The organism is Tepidiforma flava (assembly GCF_027594505.1).
Lineage (GTDB): Bacteria > Chloroflexota > Dehalococcoidia > Tepidiformales > Tepidiformaceae > Tepidiforma > Tepidiforma flava.
Map to the genome: position 1 here is coordinate 371,353 of NZ_CP115149.1, position 17,298 is coordinate 388,650.

Consider the following 17,298-nt stretch of genomic DNA (forward strand, 5'->3'; position numbering starts at 1 on the left):
GGCATCGAGGTAACGCGACGTGATGAACGAGCGCATCGACCAGTTTTTGAATTTCCTGGCGGTGGAAAAGAACGCATCGCAGAATACGCTGGCCGCCTACCGGAATGACCTTGCTCAGTTCACGAATTTCATGGCGAGCGTCTACCCGGGGGTGGCGCCGGAGGCGATGACGAAGGACCACCTGGTGCGGTTCGTGGAGTACCTGCGCGAGGAGATGAAGTACAAGGACACGACGGTGGCGCGGAAGGTGGCGTCGCTGAAGTCGTTCTTCGGCTTCCTCGCGGGGAAGGGGTCATCGGGGCGGACCCGACGGAGCAGGTGAAATCGCCGCAGGTGGGCAAGCAGCTGCCGCGGGCGCTCACGGTCGAAGAGGTGGACGAGCTGCTGGAGCAGCCGGCGCGCCGGAACACGCCGGAGGCGCGTCGCGACAAGGCGATGCTCGAGCTGCTGTATGCGACTGGCCTGCGGGTGACGGAGCTGGTCTCGCTGGACGTGAACGACGTGGCGCTGGAAAGCGACCCGGTCACGGTGCGGTGCGTCGGCAAGGGCGACAAGGAGCGGGTGCTGACGCTGCCGCCGACGGCGGTGGACGAGCTGCGGCAGTACATCTTCCACATCCGGCCGAAGCTGGTGCGGAATCGCCGGGAGGCGGCGCTGTTCGTCAATCGGCGGGGCGAGCGGCTGACGCGGCAGGGCTTCTGGCTGATTTTGAAGAACTACGCGAAGGAGGCGGGGCTGGACACGGCGATCACGCCGCATACGCTCCGCCACACGTACGCGACGCACATGCTGGCGGGTGGGATGCCGCTGCGGTACGTGCAGGATGCGCTGGGCCACGCGAGCATCTCGACGACGCAGATCTACACGCACCTGACTGACCAGCAGAAGCGGAAGGAGTACGACAAGGCCCATCCGCGGGCCTCGGCGTAGGGCTCAGGCGCCGGGCGCGCGCAGGAGCTCGAGGAGCGCCGCCCGCGGCACTCCGAGGGAGGCGAAGAACATCGGGCTGCATTCGCCGGATTCGACGAGGGCGGCGGCAAGGTCGCTGCAGCTGATGGTCGCGCTGCCGGCAGCGCGGGCGGCGGCGGCAGCGCGGGAGATCGCCTCGCGGGCGGCGGAGCCGAAGATGACGTCGCGGTCGAGCGGGTCTTCGCCGAGCCCTGGGTGGCCACGAGAGCCTGCTGGACGGCGGCCGGTTCGGGCAGGCCTTCGAGCCCGGCGGAGCGGAGCTGGAGGAGACAGGCCGCCAGCAGGTGCTCCGGCGCGACGATGGCGCAGTTCGTCCGGTAGCAGAGGGCCTGCGCCTCGCGGAGGGCGCGTGCGGCGTCGGCGGCGAGGGTGAGTTCTTCGCTGCTCATCCGCCGCGTTCGAGGGGGCGGGCAAGGGCGGAGGGGGCGATATCGAGCACGTCGAGTTCGACGCCCTGCCCGGTGACATCGGGCTGGAGGGAGTAGACGAGGTCGACCTCGGCATCGAGCTCGGCGCCGGCCTGGCGGAAGGCGATGCCGCGCCAGGTGACCGGGCCGTGGCGGACGGTGAGGCGGAGGTGGTCGCCGGTAGCGCCGACGGGTTTGGCCTGGAGGAGGCGGACGCCGCGGCTGAGGAGGACCGGCTTCCGGTTGCCGTGGCCGGTGGGCTCGAAGCGCATGAGGCCCTTCACTTCGAGGCCGTCGAGGGCGCTGAGGGGCGCCTCGGCGTCGATGTCGATGACCCGGCGGGGCGGCTCCCAGCCGAGGCGGGCCGCGGCGGTCGCGGTGAGCCGCTCGCGGAGTTCGTCGAGGTGCTCGTTGCGGACGGTGAAGCCGGCGGCGGCGCGGTGCCCGCCGTGGCGGACGAGCAGGTGCTTCTCGGCGCGGATGGCTGCGACGATGTCGAAGCCGGGGACGCTGCGGGCGCTGGCGCGGGATTCTTCGGGGCCGCGGGAGAGGACGACGGCGGGCCGGTTGCGCCGCTCGGCGAGGCGGGAGGCGACGAGGCCGACGATGCCGGGCGCGATCTGGTCGGTGACGACCCAGAGGAGGGAACATCGGCGGGGCCGAGGAGTTCTTCGGCGAGCTGGGTGGCCTCCTCAGTCTGGCGCTGGCGTTCGCGGTTGAGGGCGTGGAGCTCGTTCGCGAGGTCGAGGGCGCGCCGGAAATCCCGTTCGAGGAGGAGCTGGAGGGCGATGTTCGCGTGGGCGAGGCGGCCGGCGGCGTTCATGCGCGGGCCGAGGGCGAAGCCAAGCGTCTCGGAGGTGAAGCGCTCAGGGGTGACGCCGGCGACCCGGGCGAGGGCGGCAAGGCCGGGGCGGAGGCCGCCGGTGCGCATGACCTCGAGGCCGCGCGCGACGATGCGGCGGTTCTCGTCGATGAGCGGCGCGACATCGGCGACGGTGCCGAGAGCGGCGAGGTCGATGAAGTCGGCATCCTCGAACGGGCGGCCGAGGTGGTCGTAGAGGACTTCGAGGAAGCGGTAGGCGACGCCGCAGGCGGCGAGTTCGTCGAACGGGTAGGGCGAATCGATGCGCTTCGGGTTGACGGCGGCGAGGGCATCGGGGATCACCTCGGGCACCGTGTGGTGGTCGAGGATGATGACATCGAGGCCGAGTTCGTTGGCGTAGGCGACTTCGGCGACCGAGGAGATGCCGCAGTCGGCGGTGACGAGGAGGGTCGCGCCGGCGGCAGCGAGGAGCGGACAGCGCCGAAGTTGAGGCCGTAGCCTTCGGTGAAGCGGTCGGGGATGTAGGGCAGCGTGCGGGCGCCGAGGAGGGTGAGGCCTTCGCGGAGGATGGCGATGGAGGTGACGCCGTCGACGTCGAAGTCGCCGTAGAGGGCGATCAGTTCGCCGTCCTCGATGGCGCGGGCGACGCGCCGGACGGCGTCGGCCATGCCGGGGAGGAGGAGCGGGTCGTGGGCGGGGAGCAGGTGGGGTTTGTAGAAGGCGTCAGCCTGCTGGCGGGTGGTGATGCCGCGGGCGGCGAGGACGGCAGCGACGACGGGCGGGAAGCGGGGGATGCCGTTCTGGTGGGCGTAGGGGTCGCGGAGCCGCCAGCGGGGAGGCAGGGCGCCGACGAGCTGTGTCATGGCGACGGCCGGTAGGTGCGGAAGATGAGGCTGGAGTTGTGGCCGCCGAAGCCGAGGGAGTTCGTCATCACGGCCTCGAGGCGGGCCGGGCGGGCGACGTTGGGCACGTAGTCGAGGTCGCAGTCGGGGTCCGGCACCTCGTAGTTGGCGGTGGGCGGGATGACCTGCTTCTGGAGGGCGAGGACCGAGATTGCGGCCTCGACGGCGCCGGCGGCGCCGAGCAGGTGGCCCGTCATCGATTTCGTGGAGCTGATGGGGAGGTCGTAGGCGTATTCGCCGAAGACGCGCTTGAGGGCGAGCGTTTCGAGGCGGTCGTTGATGGGGGTGGAGGTGCCGTGGGCGTTGAGGTAGTCGATTTCGTCGGGCTGGAGGCCAGCCTGGCGGAGCGCGATCTGCATGGCGCGGGCGGCGCCTTCGCCGCGGTCGTCGGGCTGGGTGATGTGGTAGGCGTCGGAGGTGGCGCCGTAGCCGGCGAGCTCGGCGAGGATGGCAGCGCCGCGGGCGCGGGCGTGCGCTTCGCTTTCGAGGACGAGGACAGCAGCGCCCTCGGCGAGGACGAAGCCGTCGCGGCGGGCGTCGAAGGGGCGGGAGGCGCGGGCGGGGTCGGTGTTCGCGGTGGTGAGGGCTTTCGCGGAGGCGAACCCGGCAACGACGATGGGGGTGATGGGGGCTTCGGTGCCGCCGGCGAGGACGACCTCGGCGTCGCCGCGGCGGATGATGTTGGCGGCTTCGCCGATGCTGTCGGCTCCGCTGGCGCAGGCGCTGACGAGGCAGTAGTTCACGCCGCGCGCCGAGGCGGATGCTGAGCTGGCCGCTCGTCATGTCGGCGAGCATCATGGGCATGAGGAAGGGCGAGACGCGGCCGGGGCCCTTCGCGCGCATCGTTTCGTATTCGGCGACGAGGGTGGTGATGCCGCCGATGGCGGTGCCGATGATGATGGCGAGTTCGGAGCCGTTGCCGGGCGCGGGGCGGTAGCCGGACTGGGCGAGGGCCTCATCGGCGGCGACGAAGGCGAACTGGGTGGCGCGGTCGGCGCGGCGGGCTTCCTTGCGGTCCATGTAGGCGGCCGGGTCGAAGTCGGGGACTTCGCCGGCGACCTGCGAGGCGAAGCCATCGGGGTCGAAAAGCGTGATGCGGCGGGTGCCGGAGCGGGCTTCGACGAGGGCCGCCCACGTATCGCAAGCGTTATGTCCGAGGGGACTGACGATGCCGAGGCCGGTAACGACGACGCGGCGGGCGGAGGTTGGTGCGTTGCTCGTCACGGGTTGCCCTGAGTGTACATCAGGATTGGGTTAGGTCCCGGACGACACGGGGAGGCGGTCGGCGATGTCGCCGGCGAGGAGGCCGGCGCGGCCGAACTCGGGTTCGGCGGCCTCGGCGACGGCAGCGTGGAGGTAGACGCCGAGGCGGGCGGCGGTGAAGGGGTCCGCGCCCTGCGCGAGGTAGCCGGCGATGATGCCGGCGAGGACGTCGCCGCTGCCGGCGGTCGCGAGGAGGGGATTCGCGAACGGACAGAGGGCGGCGGCGCCGCCGGGTTCGGCGACGACGGTGTGGGCGCCTTTGAGGACGACGACGCAGCCGAGCGCGCGGCGGCCGTGCGGGCGGCGCCGAGACGGTCGCGCTGGACTTCGGGGATGGTGGTGCGGAGGAGCCGCGCCATCTCGCCGGGGTGGGGGTGAGGATGGCCCGCGGGTGGAGCCGGGCCGGGGCGTCGTCCATGGCGGCGAGGGCGTTGAGCGCATCGGCGTCGATGACGACGCCGCCGGGGCAATCGGCGGTATCGGGGAGGGCGGCCCAGGTGAACGCGCGGGTGTCATCGGCGAGGGCGAGGCCGGGGCCGATGACGGCCGCACGGGCGGCGGACCACTCCGGGCGGAGCGCCGGCGCAGCCTCGGCGGCGATGGTGCCTCCCGGGGCGGCGGGCAGCGGCAGCCGGTGGCTTCCGGGAGCGCCGGGGCGAGGCCGGCCGCGAGATCTTCGGCTGCGGCGATGGTGACGAGCCCGGCGCCGGCGCGGTAGGCGCCGCGGGCGGCGAGCAGGACTGCCCCGCGGTAGCGGCTGGACCCGCCGACGACGAGGACGCGGCCGAACGTGCCCTTGTTGGCGTCAGCCGGGCGGGCGGGGAGGTGCTGGCGGACCCAGCGGGAGGTGATGAGTTCGAGGGCGACGGCGTTGAGGGCCTCTTTCGGGATGCCGATGTCGATGACCTGGACGCGTCCGACGGCGTCGCTGCCGGGCGCCTGGTACATCCCGACCTTCGGCAGGCCGAAGGTCACGGTCATGTCGGGCACGACGAGGAGCGGGTCGACGGCGCCGGAGTCGCTGTCGAGGCCGGTGGGGAGGTCGACGGCGACGACTTTCGGGGGCTGGTAGGAGCCGGCGCGGACGGCGGAGAGGGCGGCGAGGGCGCGGCCGACCGGGCTGGCCGGGTCGAGCGGGAGGCGCTGGCCGATGCCGAAGAGGGCATCGATGACGAGGTCGGCGGCTTCGAGCCGGGCGCGGAGCTGTGCGCCATCGGGGTCGTCCTCGCCCATGAGGAGGGGGACCTCGCGCGCGCGGAGTTCGTCGCACCGGGATTCATCGCGGTGGCCGGCGGGAAGGTAGACGGCGACCTCGGCACCCCAGTCGTAGAGGTGGCGGGCGGCGACGAGGCCATCGCCGCCGTTGTTGCCGGGGCCGGCGAGGACGAGGATGCGGCGGCCTTCGAGGGTGCCGAGGAGCATCCAGGATTCCTGGGCGACGGCGAGGCCGGCTTCCTCCATGAGCTGGGCCTCGCTGGAGCCGGCGGCGATGGCCGCGGCTTCGAGCTGGCGCATTTCGGCGGCGGTGACGAGCTTCATCGGAGGCCTTTCTCCCGGATGAGGCGGAGGGCGTTGTCGCCGCGCCGCGGGTGTCTTCGGCCTCGGTGAGGCGCGCTCGCCGACGACGGAGGCCATGGCGAGGTCGGCGAGGTGGGTCATGGAGATTTCGAGGCCGCGGAGTTCGATCTCCTCGGCGCGCTTGGCGCCGCGGCCGTAGAGGAAGACGAGCGGCTTGCCGCGCCGGTTGGGGAGGATCTCGATGTCTTTCCAGCCGACGCCGCGGATGCCGGTGCCGAGGGCTTTCATCACGGCTTCTTTCGCGGCGAAGCGGACGGCGAGCTCCGGGATGCGGCCGCGGCAGTGGGCGATTTCGTCGGGCGTGTAGACGCGGTTGAGGAAGCGGTCGCCGTGGCGGCGGATGACGTCGGCGATGCGGTGGGTTTCGATGACGTCGATGCCGTGGGCGAACTTGCGCGGGCGCGGCGGCGCGGTGTCGTCGGACATGAGAATCAGCCTGTTCGTGCAGGGTGGATGACTGTGCTGCGCGGATCGTACGCGAGGGCGGAGATTGGCGCGTGGCCGGGCCGGCTTTGGCCCGGAGAGAGGTTCCCGGCTACGCTACGCGCATGCCGGCGAAGCTCATCGACGGGGCGGCGATTGCCGCGGAGATCCGCGCGGAGGTGGCGCGCGAGGCGGCGGAGCTGCGGGCCGCAGGGGTGACCCCGGGGCTGGCGGCGATCATCGTTGGCGACAACGCCGCGTCGATCAGTTATGTCTCAATGAAGACGAAGGCGTGCGCGGAAGCCGGCATCTTCTCGGAGACGTTCCGGCTCCCGGCAACGGCGACGGAGGCGGAGGTCGTCGCGCTCATCCGGCTGCTGAACGCGGACGCGCGGTTCCACGCCATCCTGCCGCAGCTGCCGCTGCCGCCGCAGGTGAACGAGCTGCGGGTCATCGATGCGATGGACCCGGCGAAGGACGCCGATGGGCTCCACCCGGTGAACCTCGGCAAGCTGCTCCGGGGCGAGCTCGACGGGGCGATCCCGTGCACGCCGCACGGGGTGGTGGAGCTGCTGCTGCGGACCGGGAACGACCCGGCGGGAAAGCACGTGGTGGTCGTAGGCCGGAGCACGCTGGTCGGGCGGCCGCTGGCGGTGCTGCTTTCGAACAAGGCGCGGGGCGGCAACGCGACGGTGACCATCTGCCATACGGCGACGCCGGACCTCGCCGAGCACACGCGGCGGGCCGACATCATCGTGATGGCCGCGGGCCGGGCGGGGACCCTGACGAAGGAGATGGTGAAACCGGGCGCGGTGGTCATCGACGTGGGGGTGAACCGGGTGGACGCGCCGGACCGGCCGAGCGGCTACCGGCTCGTCGGCGATGCGGCGCTGGACGTTCGGGAGGTGGCGAGCCAGGTGACGCCGTACACGGGCGGCGTGGGGCCGATGACGGTGGCGATGCTGCTGGTGAACACGGTGCGGGCCGCGCGGCGGGCGCTGGAGGGGCGGGCGTGACACCGCCCGAGCGGGTGGCCGCGGCGCTGCGCGCGCTCGGGCTGCCCGGCGAGGTGCGGGTGTTCGAAGCGAGCACCGCCACGGCGGAGGAGGCGGCGGCGGCTGTCGGGTGCGAAGCGGGGCAGATCGTGAAGACGCTGTTCTTCCTCGCCGACGGGCGGCCGACGATGGTGCTCGCGGCGGGGGACCGGCAGGTGGACACCGGGGCGCTCGCGCAAATCCTCGGGGTCGGCCGGAAGCGGCTGAAAATGGGCTCGCCGGAGGAGGTGCGGGCGCACACCGGCTACGAGGTCGGGGGCGTGGCGCCGGTCGGCTGGCCCGCCGGGGCGGATGTGGTGGTGGACGACTCGCTGCGGCGGTTCGAGACGGTGTGGGCCGCTGCGGGGCGCCGAACGCGGTGTTCGAAGCCAACGTCGAGCGGCTCGCGGCGGCGATCGGCGGGCAGTGGGCGCGCATCAGCCGGGAGCGCGAATGAGCGCGGCGGCACAGGCCGAACGGGCCGGGGGCCCCATGCCCCTGCTCATGGCGATGCGGCCGTACCAGTGGCCGAAGAACGCCGTCGTCTTTGCGGCGTTCGTGTTCAGCGCGGGGAGGCGTGGACGCCGGGCGACCCGGAGAGCTGGTGGCCGCTGCTCTGGCGGTCGCTGGTGCTGTTCGGCATGTGGTGCCTCGCTGCCTCGGCGACGTACCTGCTGAACGACGTCCGGGACCGGGAAGCGGACCGCCTGCACCCGCGGAAGCGGCTGCGGCCGATCGCGAGCGGGCGGGTGAACACCGGCACGGCACTCGCCGCTGCAGGGGTGCTGACCGCGGCGAGCGTCCCGGGGGCGTTCGCGCTCGACCCGGTGGCGGGGCTGGTGCTGGGGGCTACGTCGCGCTGATGGCCCTGTACTCTCTCGGGCTGAAGCGGGTCGCCATCCTGGACATCCTGCTGCTGAGCGCGGGGTGGTGGGGCGCGCCGTGAGCGGGGCGGCGGCGATCGAAGTCGACATCAGCCCGTGGCTGTACGTGTGTTCGAGCTTCGCAGCCTTCTTCGTGGCCACGACGAAGCGGTGGGCGGAGTTCCGGCAGCTGGGCCCGGAGGCGGCGAAGCACCGCCCGTCGCTGGCGGCCTACAACGCGGAGGTGCTGGAGCTGATGCTCGGCGTGAGCGCGGCGGGGGCGCTGCTCAGCTACTCGCTCTATACGATCGAGTCGGCGCGGGTGCCGGCCGACGGCTCGATGGCGCTGACGATCCCGTTCGTCGCGTTCGGGCTGTTCCGGTTCCTGCTGCTGATGAGCGGGCCGCGGCAGGCGGAGGCGCCGGACCGGGTGCTGTTCACGGACCCGCAGGTGCTGCTGGCGGTCGCGGGGTTCACGGCGACGGCCCTCGCGGTGCTGGTGGCGCACCGCTAGGATGGGCGGGGAGCCGATGGCAGGGTATTCCGAGCTGGTTCGCGACCATTTCGAGCACCCGAGAAACGCCGGGGTGCTGGAGGGCGCCGACGGCGAGGGCGAGCGTTCGAACCCGGTCTGCGGCGACCGGATGCGGGTGATGATCCGGGTGGCGGACGGGCGCATCGCAGCGGTGCGGTGGCAAACACGGGGCTGCCCGGCGGCGATTGCGACGAGTTCGTTCGCGAGCGAGCTGGTGACGGGGTGGACGCTGGAGGCGGTGCGGGGGCTGACGCGGGAGGCGATCGCGGAGGCGATGGGCGGGCTGCCGCGGGATAAGGTGCACTGCAGCGTGCTGGCGGCGGACGCGCTCAAGGCAGCCATCGCGGATTACGAGGCGAAGCTAGCGAAGCGGTAGCGCGCGGCATCGGGGAATTCCCGCACGTCCCGGATCGTTCCGGCGGTTCAACGCGCCGTCCACCGGATGGTTCCCCTGTTCGGCCGAACTTCCAACCGGGCCCACCAGGCATCCGCGGGCCCGGGGGATGACATGGCTGCAGGGGTACGACAGACGACGATGCCGCTCTGGATGGCGCTGGCGGGGGCGGTGCTGGCCGCGCTGGCGCTGACGATGGGCGCGGACCGGCGCGCCGAGGCGCTGACGAACTGCTCGGTGACGCACGATGCGCTCGACAGCGAGGAGCAGCAGTTCCTGGTGCTCATCAACCAGTACCGGCAGCAGAACGGGCTGGCCCCGCTGACGATTTCGACGAACCTCAACCGGGCGGCGGCGTGGATGGTGGAGGACATGGCGACGAAGGGGTACTTCTCGCACACGGACAGCCTCGGGCGGTCGCCGTTCCAGCGGGCGATCGACTGCGGCTACCCGACGGGCGCGGGCGAGAACCTCGCCGCGGGGACGACGTGGTCTTCGGCGCAGGCGGCTTTCGATGCGTGGCGGGCTTCGCCGGGGCACAACCAGAACATGCTGACCGGCTTCTACCAGCAGATCGGCATCGCGCGGTACTACCGGGCGGGCTCGCCCTACGGCTGGTACTGGGCGACGAACTTCGGGGCGACGAACGACGGCACGGGCGGCGGCGGGAGCAGCGGCCAGCCGACGAACACGCCGACGAATACGCCCTCGCCGACGAACACGCCGACGCCCACCGCGACGCCGACGCGGACGCCGACGCCCACACCGACCCCGACGCAGAGCGCGCAGCCGTCGCCTTCACCGTCGCCCTCGCCGAGCCCGACGATGCCGCCGACGGCGACGCCCACCCCGACGCCGACGCAGGCGCAGGGCTCGGGTGCGCCGCCGATGCCGCCGTTGCCGCCGACGAACACACCGACGCCCACGCCGACGCGGACGAACACGCCGACGCCGACGCCGACCGCCACGGCCACGCCGACGCGGACGCCGACACCGACGCCGGCGGGCGGCCAGGAGCGCCTTCGCTGCCGCTCTCGCCGGGGGCGAACCTGGTGGCGTGGCCGGGCGGGAACGTGCCGCCGGCGCAGGTGTTCGGGCCGAACAGCAACGTGGCCGTGGTGTACGAATGGGACCCGTCGACGGGCAGCTGGCGCCGGTACCTGCCGGGGATGCCGGGGTACCTCAACACGCTGACACAGCTGCGGACGGGCGCGGCGTACTGGGTCATCGCGCGGGGACAGGCGCAGATCGCCATCCCCTGAGCGGTCAGCGGCCGGAGACGGTCATCTCACGGATGCGGACGGTGGGGGCAGCGGCAGCGCCGAACCAGGCGAGGTCGCTGCCCACCGCGTCGATGTCGGCGAGCATCTGCGCGAGGTTGCCGGAGACGTTGACCTCGGAGACGGGGTAGGCGAGCTGGTCGTCTTCGATCCAGAAGCCGGCTGCGCCCCGGGAGTAGTCGCCGGTGGCCGGGTTGAAGCCGGCGCCCATGAGCGCGGTGACGTAGAGGCCCTGCGGGATGCCGCGGAGGATGTCGGCCGGCTCGAGGCTCCCGGGTTCGAGGACGAGGTTGGACGAGGACGGCGCAGGCGCGGATTCGAGGCCGCGCACGGCGCTGCCGGTGGTGGCCCGGCCGAGGCGGCGGGCGGTGTAGCAGTCGAAGAGGAAGCCTTCGAAGCGGCCGGACTGGACGAGCACGTTGCGGCGGGCGGCGACGCCTTCGCCGTCGAAGGGGCGCGTGCCGAAGCGGCCGGGCAGGAGCGGGTCATCGACGATGGTGACGAGGGGCGAGGCGAGCGGCTGGCCTTCGCGGCCGGCGAGGAAGGTGGCGCCGCGGTAGAGGGCGTCGCCGGTGGCGCAGGCAGCGAGATGGCCGAGGAGCGAGACGGCCATCATCGGTTCGAAGACGACGGGGACGCGGGCGGTGGCGGGCTTGCGGGCGCCGAGCTGGTCGACAGCGCGGCGGGCGGCGATGCGGCCGACCTCCGCGGGGTCGCCGAGGCGGGAGAGGGAGCGCTCAGCGGAGAACCAGTAGCCGGGGCGCTTCTTCCCGTCGGCATCGTCGGCGATCGCCTCGGCGACGAGCGAGATGGAGGTGGCCGGGTAGCTTCCTTCGAAGCCGAGGGAGTTGACGAGGGCGACTTCGCCGACGCGGGTCGAGAGGGTGGCGCCGTCGGTGTTGGTGATGCGGCGGTCGGCTGCAAGGGCCGCGGCCTCGCATTCGCGCGCGAGGCGGATCTTCTCGTCGGGCGAGAGGGCTTCGATGAGCTCGTCGTAGAGGCCGAGCGCGGCGGCATCGCGCGCGGTCCCGAAGAGGCCTGGTTCGGGCAGGCCGGCGTAGTCGTCCGGGGCGCTGATAGCGGCGAGTTCGACGGTCTCGGCGGCGAAGCGCTCGAGGGCGTCGGGGGCGAGGTCGGAAGTGGCGCAGATCGCGGTGCGGCCGCCCTGGATGACGCGGAGGCCGAGGCCGATGGATCCGGCTTCGATGAGCTTCTCGATCTCGCCGAGGCGGACGGTGACCGTGCTTTCGCTGCCGGCGACGACGATCGCGTCGCACTGCTCGGCGCCGGCGCGGCGTGCGAGCTGGACGGCGCGGCGGGCGATGTCGAGCGCGGACACGCCTTCGGCGGCGCGGGCGGTCACAGCTTCGTCCCCCGACGGTGATGCCGGACACGAGGACGGTCGGCATGCCGACGCCGACGGGGACGGACTGGCCGTCCTTGCCGCAGGTCCAGCGGCCGTCGGAGAGGCGGTAGTCGTTGGCGACGCGGGTGACTTTCGAGAGGACGTCGGGGCCGTTGCCGATGAGCATGACGTTCTTGAGGGGCGCGGTGACCCGGCCGTGCTCGATGAGGTAGGCCTCGGTGACGGAGAAGACGAAATCGCCGTTGGAGATATTGACCTGGCCGCCGGAGTAGGAGACGGCGTAGATGCCGCGGTCGACGGAGCGGATGATGTCCTCCGGGGTGTCCTCGCCGGGGAGCATGAAGGTATTGGTCATGCGGGGCATGACGTAGTCCTTGAAGGACTGGCGGCGGCCGGAGCCGGAAGGCGCGACGCCGAAGTGGCGGGCGGAGATTTCGTCCTGGAGGTAGGCGCGCAGGACACCGTTTTCGATGAGGACGTTGCGGCCGGAGGGGTTGCCTTCGTCATCGACGTTGATGGAGCCGCGGGAGGCGGCGATGGTGCCGTCATCGACGACGGTGACGAGGGGGCTCGCGACGGGCTGGCCGATGCGGCCGGTGTAGTTGCTCGTGCCCTTGCGGTTGAAGTCGGCTTCGAGGCCGTGGCCGACGGCTTCGTGGAGGAGGACGCCGCTGTCGCCGGCGGCGAGGACGACGGGGAGGGTGCCGGCGGGGGCCTCCGGGGCGTCCTGCTGGAGGACGGCCTGGCGGGCGGCTTCGCGCGCGAGCTCCTCGGGGGTCGTGACGCGGTCGAAGTATTCGATGCCCATGCGGCCGCCGCCGCCCTGCCGGGCGACCTGCCGGCTTTCGCCGCGCTGGGAGAGGGCGGAGACGTTGAAGCGGATGAGGGGCTGGACGTCGCCGACGATCTTGCCGTCGCTGCGGGCGATGAGGATGTACTTCAGCTCGTCGCCGATGGAGGCATCGAGGCGGGCGATGGAGGGGTCGAAGGCCCGGGCGGCGCGGTCGGCGCGTTCGAGGAGGGCGACCTTGGCGGCGGCCGGCTCGGCGGCAAGGGGATGGTCGATGTCGTAGTACGTCGCGCCGGAGAGGAAGGGGTGGCGTCGATGGGCGGGGCGGTGCGTTCGCCGGCGGAGATGCGGGCGGCAGTTTCAGCGGCGCGGCGCATGGCTTCGAACTCGAACGATTCGGTGTAGGCGTAGCCGATGGCATCGCCGCGGACGACGCGGATGCCGAGCCCCTGCGAGACAGTGCGGGTGGCGGACTTGACGCGCTGGTCCTCCCACGTGATGGCGCTGTTGGTGCGGTGTTCGAAGTAGAGCTCGGCGAAGTCGCCGCCGCGGGAGAGGGCGACGGAGAGGAGGCTCGACGTGACCGAGGGGTCGATGGCGAAGCGGTCGCGGAAAAACTGGAGTGCGGCAAGGGCGGGGTCGGACATGACGGGTCGGCTCCTGTGACGGTGATTCGATCGTAACAGGCCGGGGGCGGGGGACGGGAAGGGTGGAGCGTTGGCCGGTGATTGTGCAGGATCGAACGACAGGGCGCCCCTGCGCCCGGAGCTTTCGCTTGTCCTCCGGTGCTGTTCCTGCGGCCGAACGGAGCCCCCGGGCGGGGGGCTGACTGCGCCCGGCCGGCCGCTGGCCTCGCTCCGGCACCGCGATTTCCGCGTCCTGCTCTTCTCGACGATGGCGCTGCAGGTCGGGTCGTGGGTGCAGACGATCGGGCAGGGCTGGCTGGTGGTGAACGACCTCGGCGGTTCGGCGACGAACCTCGCGGTGGTAGCGCTGCTGCGGGGGCGTTCCTCGTGCTGGTATCGCCGTTCGGCGGGGTGTTCGCGGCGCGGTACGAGCGGCGGAGCCTGCTGATGGTGTACACGGCGGTGAGCGCGGCGATCGCCGTGCTGCTGGCGGTGCTGGTCGGCACGGGGCACATCGAGCTGTGGATGGTGTACGTGCTGGCGGCGCTGGCGGGCATCGTCGAGGCGCTGGCGGGGCCGATCCGGAGCCTGCTCGTGTTCGATACCGTAGGGCCGGAGGAGATGACGAACGCGGTGGCGCTGAACGCGCTGGGCGGGAACGCGATGCGGGTCATCGGGCCGGCGATCGGCGGGGCGCTCATCGGGCTCATCGGCACGCAGGGGACGTTCGAAGTGCAGGCGGGCTGCCTCGTCGTGTCGCTGGCGCTGACGGCGCGGCTGCCGCGGTTCGAGCCGGAGCTCCGGGAGGCGAAGGAAAACGCGTTCGTGAGCGTCGGGCGGGGGCTGGCGTACGTGCTGCGCGACCGGCGGATGACGCTCATCGTGGGGATGGCGGTGCTGCCGAGCGTGCTCGTCTACCCGTACGTGAGCTTCCTGCCGGTGTTCGCGAAGGACGTGCTGCACGAAGGCGCGGAGGCGTACGGCTTCCTCGCGGGGGCCGTGGGGCTGGGGTCGCTGGCGGGCGGGGCGATCGTGGCGGCGACCTCGAACCGGCCGCGGCTGGGCCCGCCGATGATGTGGACCTGCCTGTTCTACTGCCTTTCGGTGGCGTCGTTCACCTTCGCGCGGCACCTGTGGCTGGCAGTCGGGGCGCTGGTGGTGGCGGGGTGTTCCACAGCATCTACGCGGCGTTCAATGCATCGCTGATGCAGATGAAGGCGGCGCCGGAGTTCCGCTCGCGGGTGGTGGCGCTGCAGACGGTGACGTGGGGCTCACGCCGTTCGCAGGACTGCTGATGGGGGCAATGATTGACCGGTGGGCGCGCCGCACACGGTGCTGGCGTGGATGCTGGCTGCGGCGGGGCTGACGCTGGCGCTGGCCGTGGGGAGCCGGGAGCTGCGGAGGGTATAGGGGATGGAGGCGCTGCAGTCGGTCCTGTCGATGGGGCTCCGGCGGCTGGATGCGGAGGGACGGCCGACGGGCGAACCGGCGGAACTCGCTGACCTCGCCGCCGCAGCAGCGCTGTACGTGGTGGACCTGGAGATGTCGGGGCCGAACCCGCAGGTGCACGAGATTCTCGACATCGCCGGGGTGCGGGCGGCGCTGGCGCCGGGATTGCCGGAGGAGGAGTCGTGGAGCGCGCGGGTGCGGCCGAAGCGGATCGGAAACGCGGTGCCGGCGGCGCTGAAAGTGGTCGGCTATTCGCCGAAGGAGTGGAGGACGGCGCTGGACCTCGAGGCGGCGATGGACCGGTTCGCCGGGACGGGGCGCGACGCCGTGCTCACCGGCTGGGGGATGGCGCAGGACCTTGCCTTCCTGAGCGAGGCGTTCCGGCAGCTGGGGAGCCGTGGCCGTTCGCACTGGCGGCGATCGACGTACAGGCGATAGCGCGGGCGCTGCTGAAGGGGAACGGCGAGGTGGACCGGTTCAACCTGGGGCACGTGGCGGACCGGCTCGGGATCGGGCGGATGGGGGAGCACGGCGCACTCGCGGACGCCTACGCGACGTACGACGTGCTCGTGAAGCTGGTGGAACGGGTCGCCCGGCTGACGGCCGAGAGGGAACGCTAAGGCCTGCTGGCGTCCGCGAGCCCTGCCGCGAAGTCCGCCTCCTGCTGCCGGAGCTCGGGCGAGGCGTAGCGGATGGTGTATCTGCCGATGCCGTTGTGCTCGTCGTAGCGGATCACCTCGAGCGGGGGCGTCGAGAACGTGGCCTGAGCGATCCCGAGGATGGTCCCGTCCGGAGCGATGTGAACCTGGAGGCGTGCAACCCGGTTCTCGGGGCGGGAGGCCTGCACAGGCCCGCCGGGGACGTCGAACGGGTCGCGCGGTTCGATCCCGAGGATCGCCAGCGTGGTGCCATCCGCCATAGTGGCGAGGAGGTCGAGCCGCGGCACCGGGCCTGCCAGGAGGTACTCGACCGCCCTGCGAGCATCGGCTTCATCAGCCCAGAAGCCGTTCGGCCGCCGGTCGAGCGTCACCTTTCGGATGACGGTGCCGGGGGCCACGCCGAGGCGCGTGCAGTCTGTTTCGCCGCGCACCATGATCGTTTCGCAGGCGACCGACAGGGTGCGAAGGCGGGAGAGCGTCGCTGCCGGGTCGCCGCGGAGGAGCCCATCGAGGGCAGAAGCCGCCGCAGGAGCTTCCTGCTGCAGCCGGGAAAGCGCCCCAACGGGGTCAGCGGGGACTCCGGAGAGAAGGCCGGGCGTAGGCGTCGGGGCTGCAGACACCGGCGGCTGCTCGCTGCTGCCGCTCCTCGCGTTCCAGAGGAGCGCGCCGGCGGCGATGATGACCGCGGCGAGTGCGGCTGCCGTCAGCGCAAGCTGCCGGGGGTGCCTCCACGAGATGTTCGATGAAGCCATGGCGCGGTTCCTTTCGCCGGGCGCCACTGCCCGGCCGCTCAATGTGCTTCGAACGCTGGCGTGTCGGGCGAGCGCCAGCGTAAGGACCAGTTCTGACAGGAGTAGGGAATCCATGACGGGGAATAGCCAACCCCGCCCGACCGGTTGATGGTCGAGCCGACACGATATCCGGGGCACGACGTAGCCGAAGGTCCATGCAGCCCCACTGATTTGCCGCCCATTACCGAACATTCTGAACCGTTCGCCCAGCACGTGTCGTCCGTCTTATCCACGACGGCCACGTACGCTGAGGGCCGCATGGCCATATGAAGGTGGAGCGCGCCGTCCCACAATACCCCGGATTGGCAACGACGGAAGCAAGCCACTGCCCTGCGGAGCTGACGGCTGATGTGTACCCGGAGCTCACAGAGGCCGTGGAAACGTGAAGGATGTCAATGTCGTGGTCGTAATCGGTGACCCAGGTCCCTGCGACCAGGCGCTGCATGCGGGCCCGCACGCGGCAGTCCTCGGCAAGGAAGTACCAGTACCGGACGGGATACGCCTGCGTGACGGGTGCCATCGCCCGGACGTAGACCGGTGTTGAAAGCGAGAGCGACCCAGAGTAGTCATAGGCTCCGAGGCCCGCGTAGTCGTCGAAATGCAGTCCATAATCAGCAACGGAAGCACCGCCGTTCTGATGGGCTGGCATTACCCAGACCTGCGTCGCAAGTGCCCCAGCGCTCCGTTCTGCCGTGAACGACGCGAGCGTGACTGTCGCACAAGCAACGATGACAGCCACTCGCTTCATGGGCGACCTCCGGTGCATAATTTTCGTCATGCTAGCCACAAATTGGGGGGGTCAAGGGCTCGGCAACGGTGAGCGAGGGGCGCCGGCAGCGGGCGCTGGCCCCTTGACAACCCTTAGCCCAAGGCGAACGATACAGGTGATGTTCTCGGGGCGGGGTGCAATTCCCCACCGGCGGTGAGAGCCCGCGACCCCGAGCGCTGGCGCGGCGAGGGGCTGACCCGGTGGAATCCCGGGGCCGACGGTAACAGTCCGGATGGGAGAGAACAGGGCTGGCGCTGCGCTATGCGCGGCGCCGGTCGGCGGTCGCCGTCGTATGCCCGTCTGCCCCGGGGAGATCGCGACTACGGACCCGGGGGCCAGGCATCGATGGCAGCAGCGCAAGGTGACATCAGCCATCC

The 17,298-nt window shown here is 71.6% G+C and carries 15 protein-coding genes, 6 pseudogenes and 1 riboswitch; of the genes and pseudogenes, 10 read left to right on the forward strand and 11 right to left on the reverse strand.

Features of this window, described 5'->3' with window-relative positions:
• The first annotated feature begins 22 nt into the window (after positions 1-22).
• Entirely contained in the window at positions 23-322 is a 300-nt protein-coding gene (locus tag O0235_RS02500) for a site-specific integrase (protein WP_270056982.1), read from the forward strand.
• Positions 319-930 carry a tyrosine-type recombinase/integrase gene (locus tag O0235_RS02505; protein ID WP_270056983.1) on the forward strand — a complete coding sequence of 204 codons (612 nt, stop codon included), beginning with the start codon at positions 319-321 and terminating at the stop codon, positions 928-930. The genes O0235_RS02500 and O0235_RS02505 overlap by 4 nt, the downstream gene beginning before the upstream one ends.
• A gap of 424 nt (positions 931-1,354) precedes the next feature.
• Here the strand turns inward: O0235_RS02505 and O0235_RS02510 are convergent, their stop codons facing one another.
• The 7 genes and pseudogenes from O0235_RS02510 to O0235_RS02530 all read right to left on the reverse strand — a co-directional run.
• Entirely contained in the window at positions 1,355-1,648 is a 294-nt protein-coding gene (locus O0235_RS02510) for a hypothetical protein (protein ID WP_270056984.1), read from the reverse strand.
• A gap of 159 nt (positions 1,649-1,807) precedes the next feature.
• Positions 1,808-1,996: pseudogene (locus O0235_RS15505) on the reverse strand (single-stranded-DNA-specific exonuclease RecJ); the annotation flags it as partial.
• A 434-nt stretch (positions 1,997-2,430) separates the two neighbouring features.
• Positions 2,431-2,679: pseudogene (locus O0235_RS15510) on the reverse strand (DHH family phosphoesterase); the annotation flags it as partial.
• A 379-nt stretch (positions 2,680-3,058) separates the two neighbouring features.
• Positions 3,059-4,325, reverse strand: a pseudogene (gene fabF / locus O0235_RS15515) (beta-ketoacyl-ACP synthase II).
• Between the two features lie 30 nt (positions 4,326-4,355).
• Positions 4,356-4,880 (reverse strand): ADP-dependent NAD(P)H-hydrate dehydratase, encoded by a 525-nt coding sequence (locus tag O0235_RS15520; protein WP_373324415.1) that lies wholly within the window; start codon positions 4,878-4,880, stop codon positions 4,356-4,358.
• Positions 4,786-4,995, reverse strand: a pseudogene (locus O0235_RS15525) (NAD(P)H-hydrate dehydratase); the annotation flags it as partial. The pseudogene O0235_RS15525 and the gene O0235_RS15520, both read right to left, overlap by 95 nt.
• 14 nt (positions 4,996-5,009) lie before the next feature.
• Positions 5,010-6,368 (reverse strand): annotated as a pseudogene (locus tag O0235_RS02530) (NAD(P)H-hydrate epimerase); the annotation flags it as partial.
• A gap of 122 nt (positions 6,369-6,490) precedes the next feature.
• On the opposite strand from O0235_RS02530, the gene O0235_RS02535 reads away from it, so the two are divergent.
• From O0235_RS02535 to O0235_RS02555, 5 genes are all read left to right on the forward strand, one after another.
• Complete coding sequence (locus O0235_RS02535) at positions 6,491-7,381, forward strand: bifunctional 5,10-methylenetetrahydrofolate dehydrogenase/5,10-methenyltetrahydrofolate cyclohydrolase (protein ID WP_270056988.1); 891 nt, start codon at positions 6,491-6,493, stop codon at positions 7,379-7,381.
• Positions 7,378-8,262: a YbaK/EbsC family protein gene (locus O0235_RS02540; RefSeq protein ID WP_270056989.1), complete on the forward strand. Its 885-nt coding sequence runs from the start codon at positions 7,378-7,380 to the stop codon at positions 8,260-8,262. The genes O0235_RS02535 and O0235_RS02540 overlap by 4 nt, the downstream gene beginning before the upstream one ends.
• A gap of 64 nt (positions 8,263-8,326) precedes the next feature.
• Positions 8,327-8,776, forward strand: coding sequence for a UbiA prenyltransferase family protein (locus tag O0235_RS02545; RefSeq protein ID WP_270056990.1), 450 nt, complete (start codon positions 8,327-8,329; stop codon positions 8,774-8,776).
• A 16-nt stretch (positions 8,777-8,792) separates the two neighbouring features.
• Positions 8,793-9,173, forward strand: coding sequence for an iron-sulfur cluster assembly scaffold protein (locus tag O0235_RS02550; protein WP_270056991.1), 381 nt, complete (start codon positions 8,793-8,795; stop codon positions 9,171-9,173).
• Positions 9,174-9,305: 132 nt separating this feature from the next.
• Entirely contained in the window at positions 9,306-10,385 is a 1,080-nt protein-coding gene (locus O0235_RS02555) for a CAP domain-containing protein (RefSeq protein ID WP_270056992.1), read from the forward strand.
• 72 nt (positions 10,386-10,457) lie between these two features.
• Here O0235_RS02555 and O0235_RS02560 read toward each other — a convergent pair whose 3' ends face one another.
• The 3 genes and pseudogenes from O0235_RS02560 to O0235_RS15535 form a co-directional block, all read right to left on the reverse strand.
• Complete coding sequence (locus O0235_RS02560) at positions 10,458-11,810, reverse strand: TldD/PmbA family protein (protein ID WP_270056993.1); 1,353 nt, start codon at positions 11,808-11,810, stop codon at positions 10,458-10,460.
• A 91-nt stretch (positions 11,811-11,901) separates the two neighbouring features.
• Positions 11,902-12,831, reverse strand: a pseudogene (locus O0235_RS15530) (TldD/PmbA family protein); the annotation flags it as partial.
• Positions 12,777-13,274, reverse strand: coding sequence for a PmbA/TldA family metallopeptidase (locus tag O0235_RS15535; protein ID WP_373324360.1), 498 nt, complete (start codon positions 13,272-13,274; stop codon positions 12,777-12,779). The pseudogene O0235_RS15530 and the gene O0235_RS15535, both read right to left, overlap by 55 nt.
• 267 nt (positions 13,275-13,541) lie before the next feature.
• Here O0235_RS15535 and O0235_RS02570 point away from each other — a divergent pair, with 267 nt between their 5' ends.
• From O0235_RS02570 to O0235_RS02580, 3 genes are all read left to right on the forward strand, one after another.
• Positions 13,542-14,459, forward strand: a complete 918-nt coding sequence (locus O0235_RS02570) for an MFS transporter (protein ID WP_270056995.1) — start codon at positions 13,542-13,544, stop codon at positions 14,457-14,459.
• Between the two features lie 207 nt (positions 14,460-14,666).
• A complete protein-coding gene (locus O0235_RS02575; protein WP_270056996.1) occupies positions 14,667-15,140 on the forward strand; it encodes an exonuclease domain-containing protein in 474 nt (157 codons plus the stop codon).
• Between the two features lie 29 nt (positions 15,141-15,169).
• Complete coding sequence (locus O0235_RS02580) at positions 15,170-15,322, forward strand: hypothetical protein (RefSeq protein WP_270056997.1); 153 nt, start codon at positions 15,170-15,172, stop codon at positions 15,320-15,322.
• On the opposite strand, the gene O0235_RS02585 is transcribed toward O0235_RS02580, so the two are convergent.
• The gene (locus tag O0235_RS02585) at positions 15,319-16,113 is read right to left on the reverse strand and encodes a hypothetical protein (protein WP_133117616.1); all 795 of its coding nucleotides are present in this window, start codon (positions 16,111-16,113) and stop codon (positions 15,319-15,321) included. The two genes, O0235_RS02580 and O0235_RS02585, sit on opposite strands and share 4 nt — an antisense overlap.
• 924 nt (positions 16,114-17,037) lie before the next feature.
• A riboswitch (FMN riboswitch) is annotated at positions 17,038-17,169 on the forward strand.
• Positions 17,170-17,298: the final 129 nt, after the last annotated feature.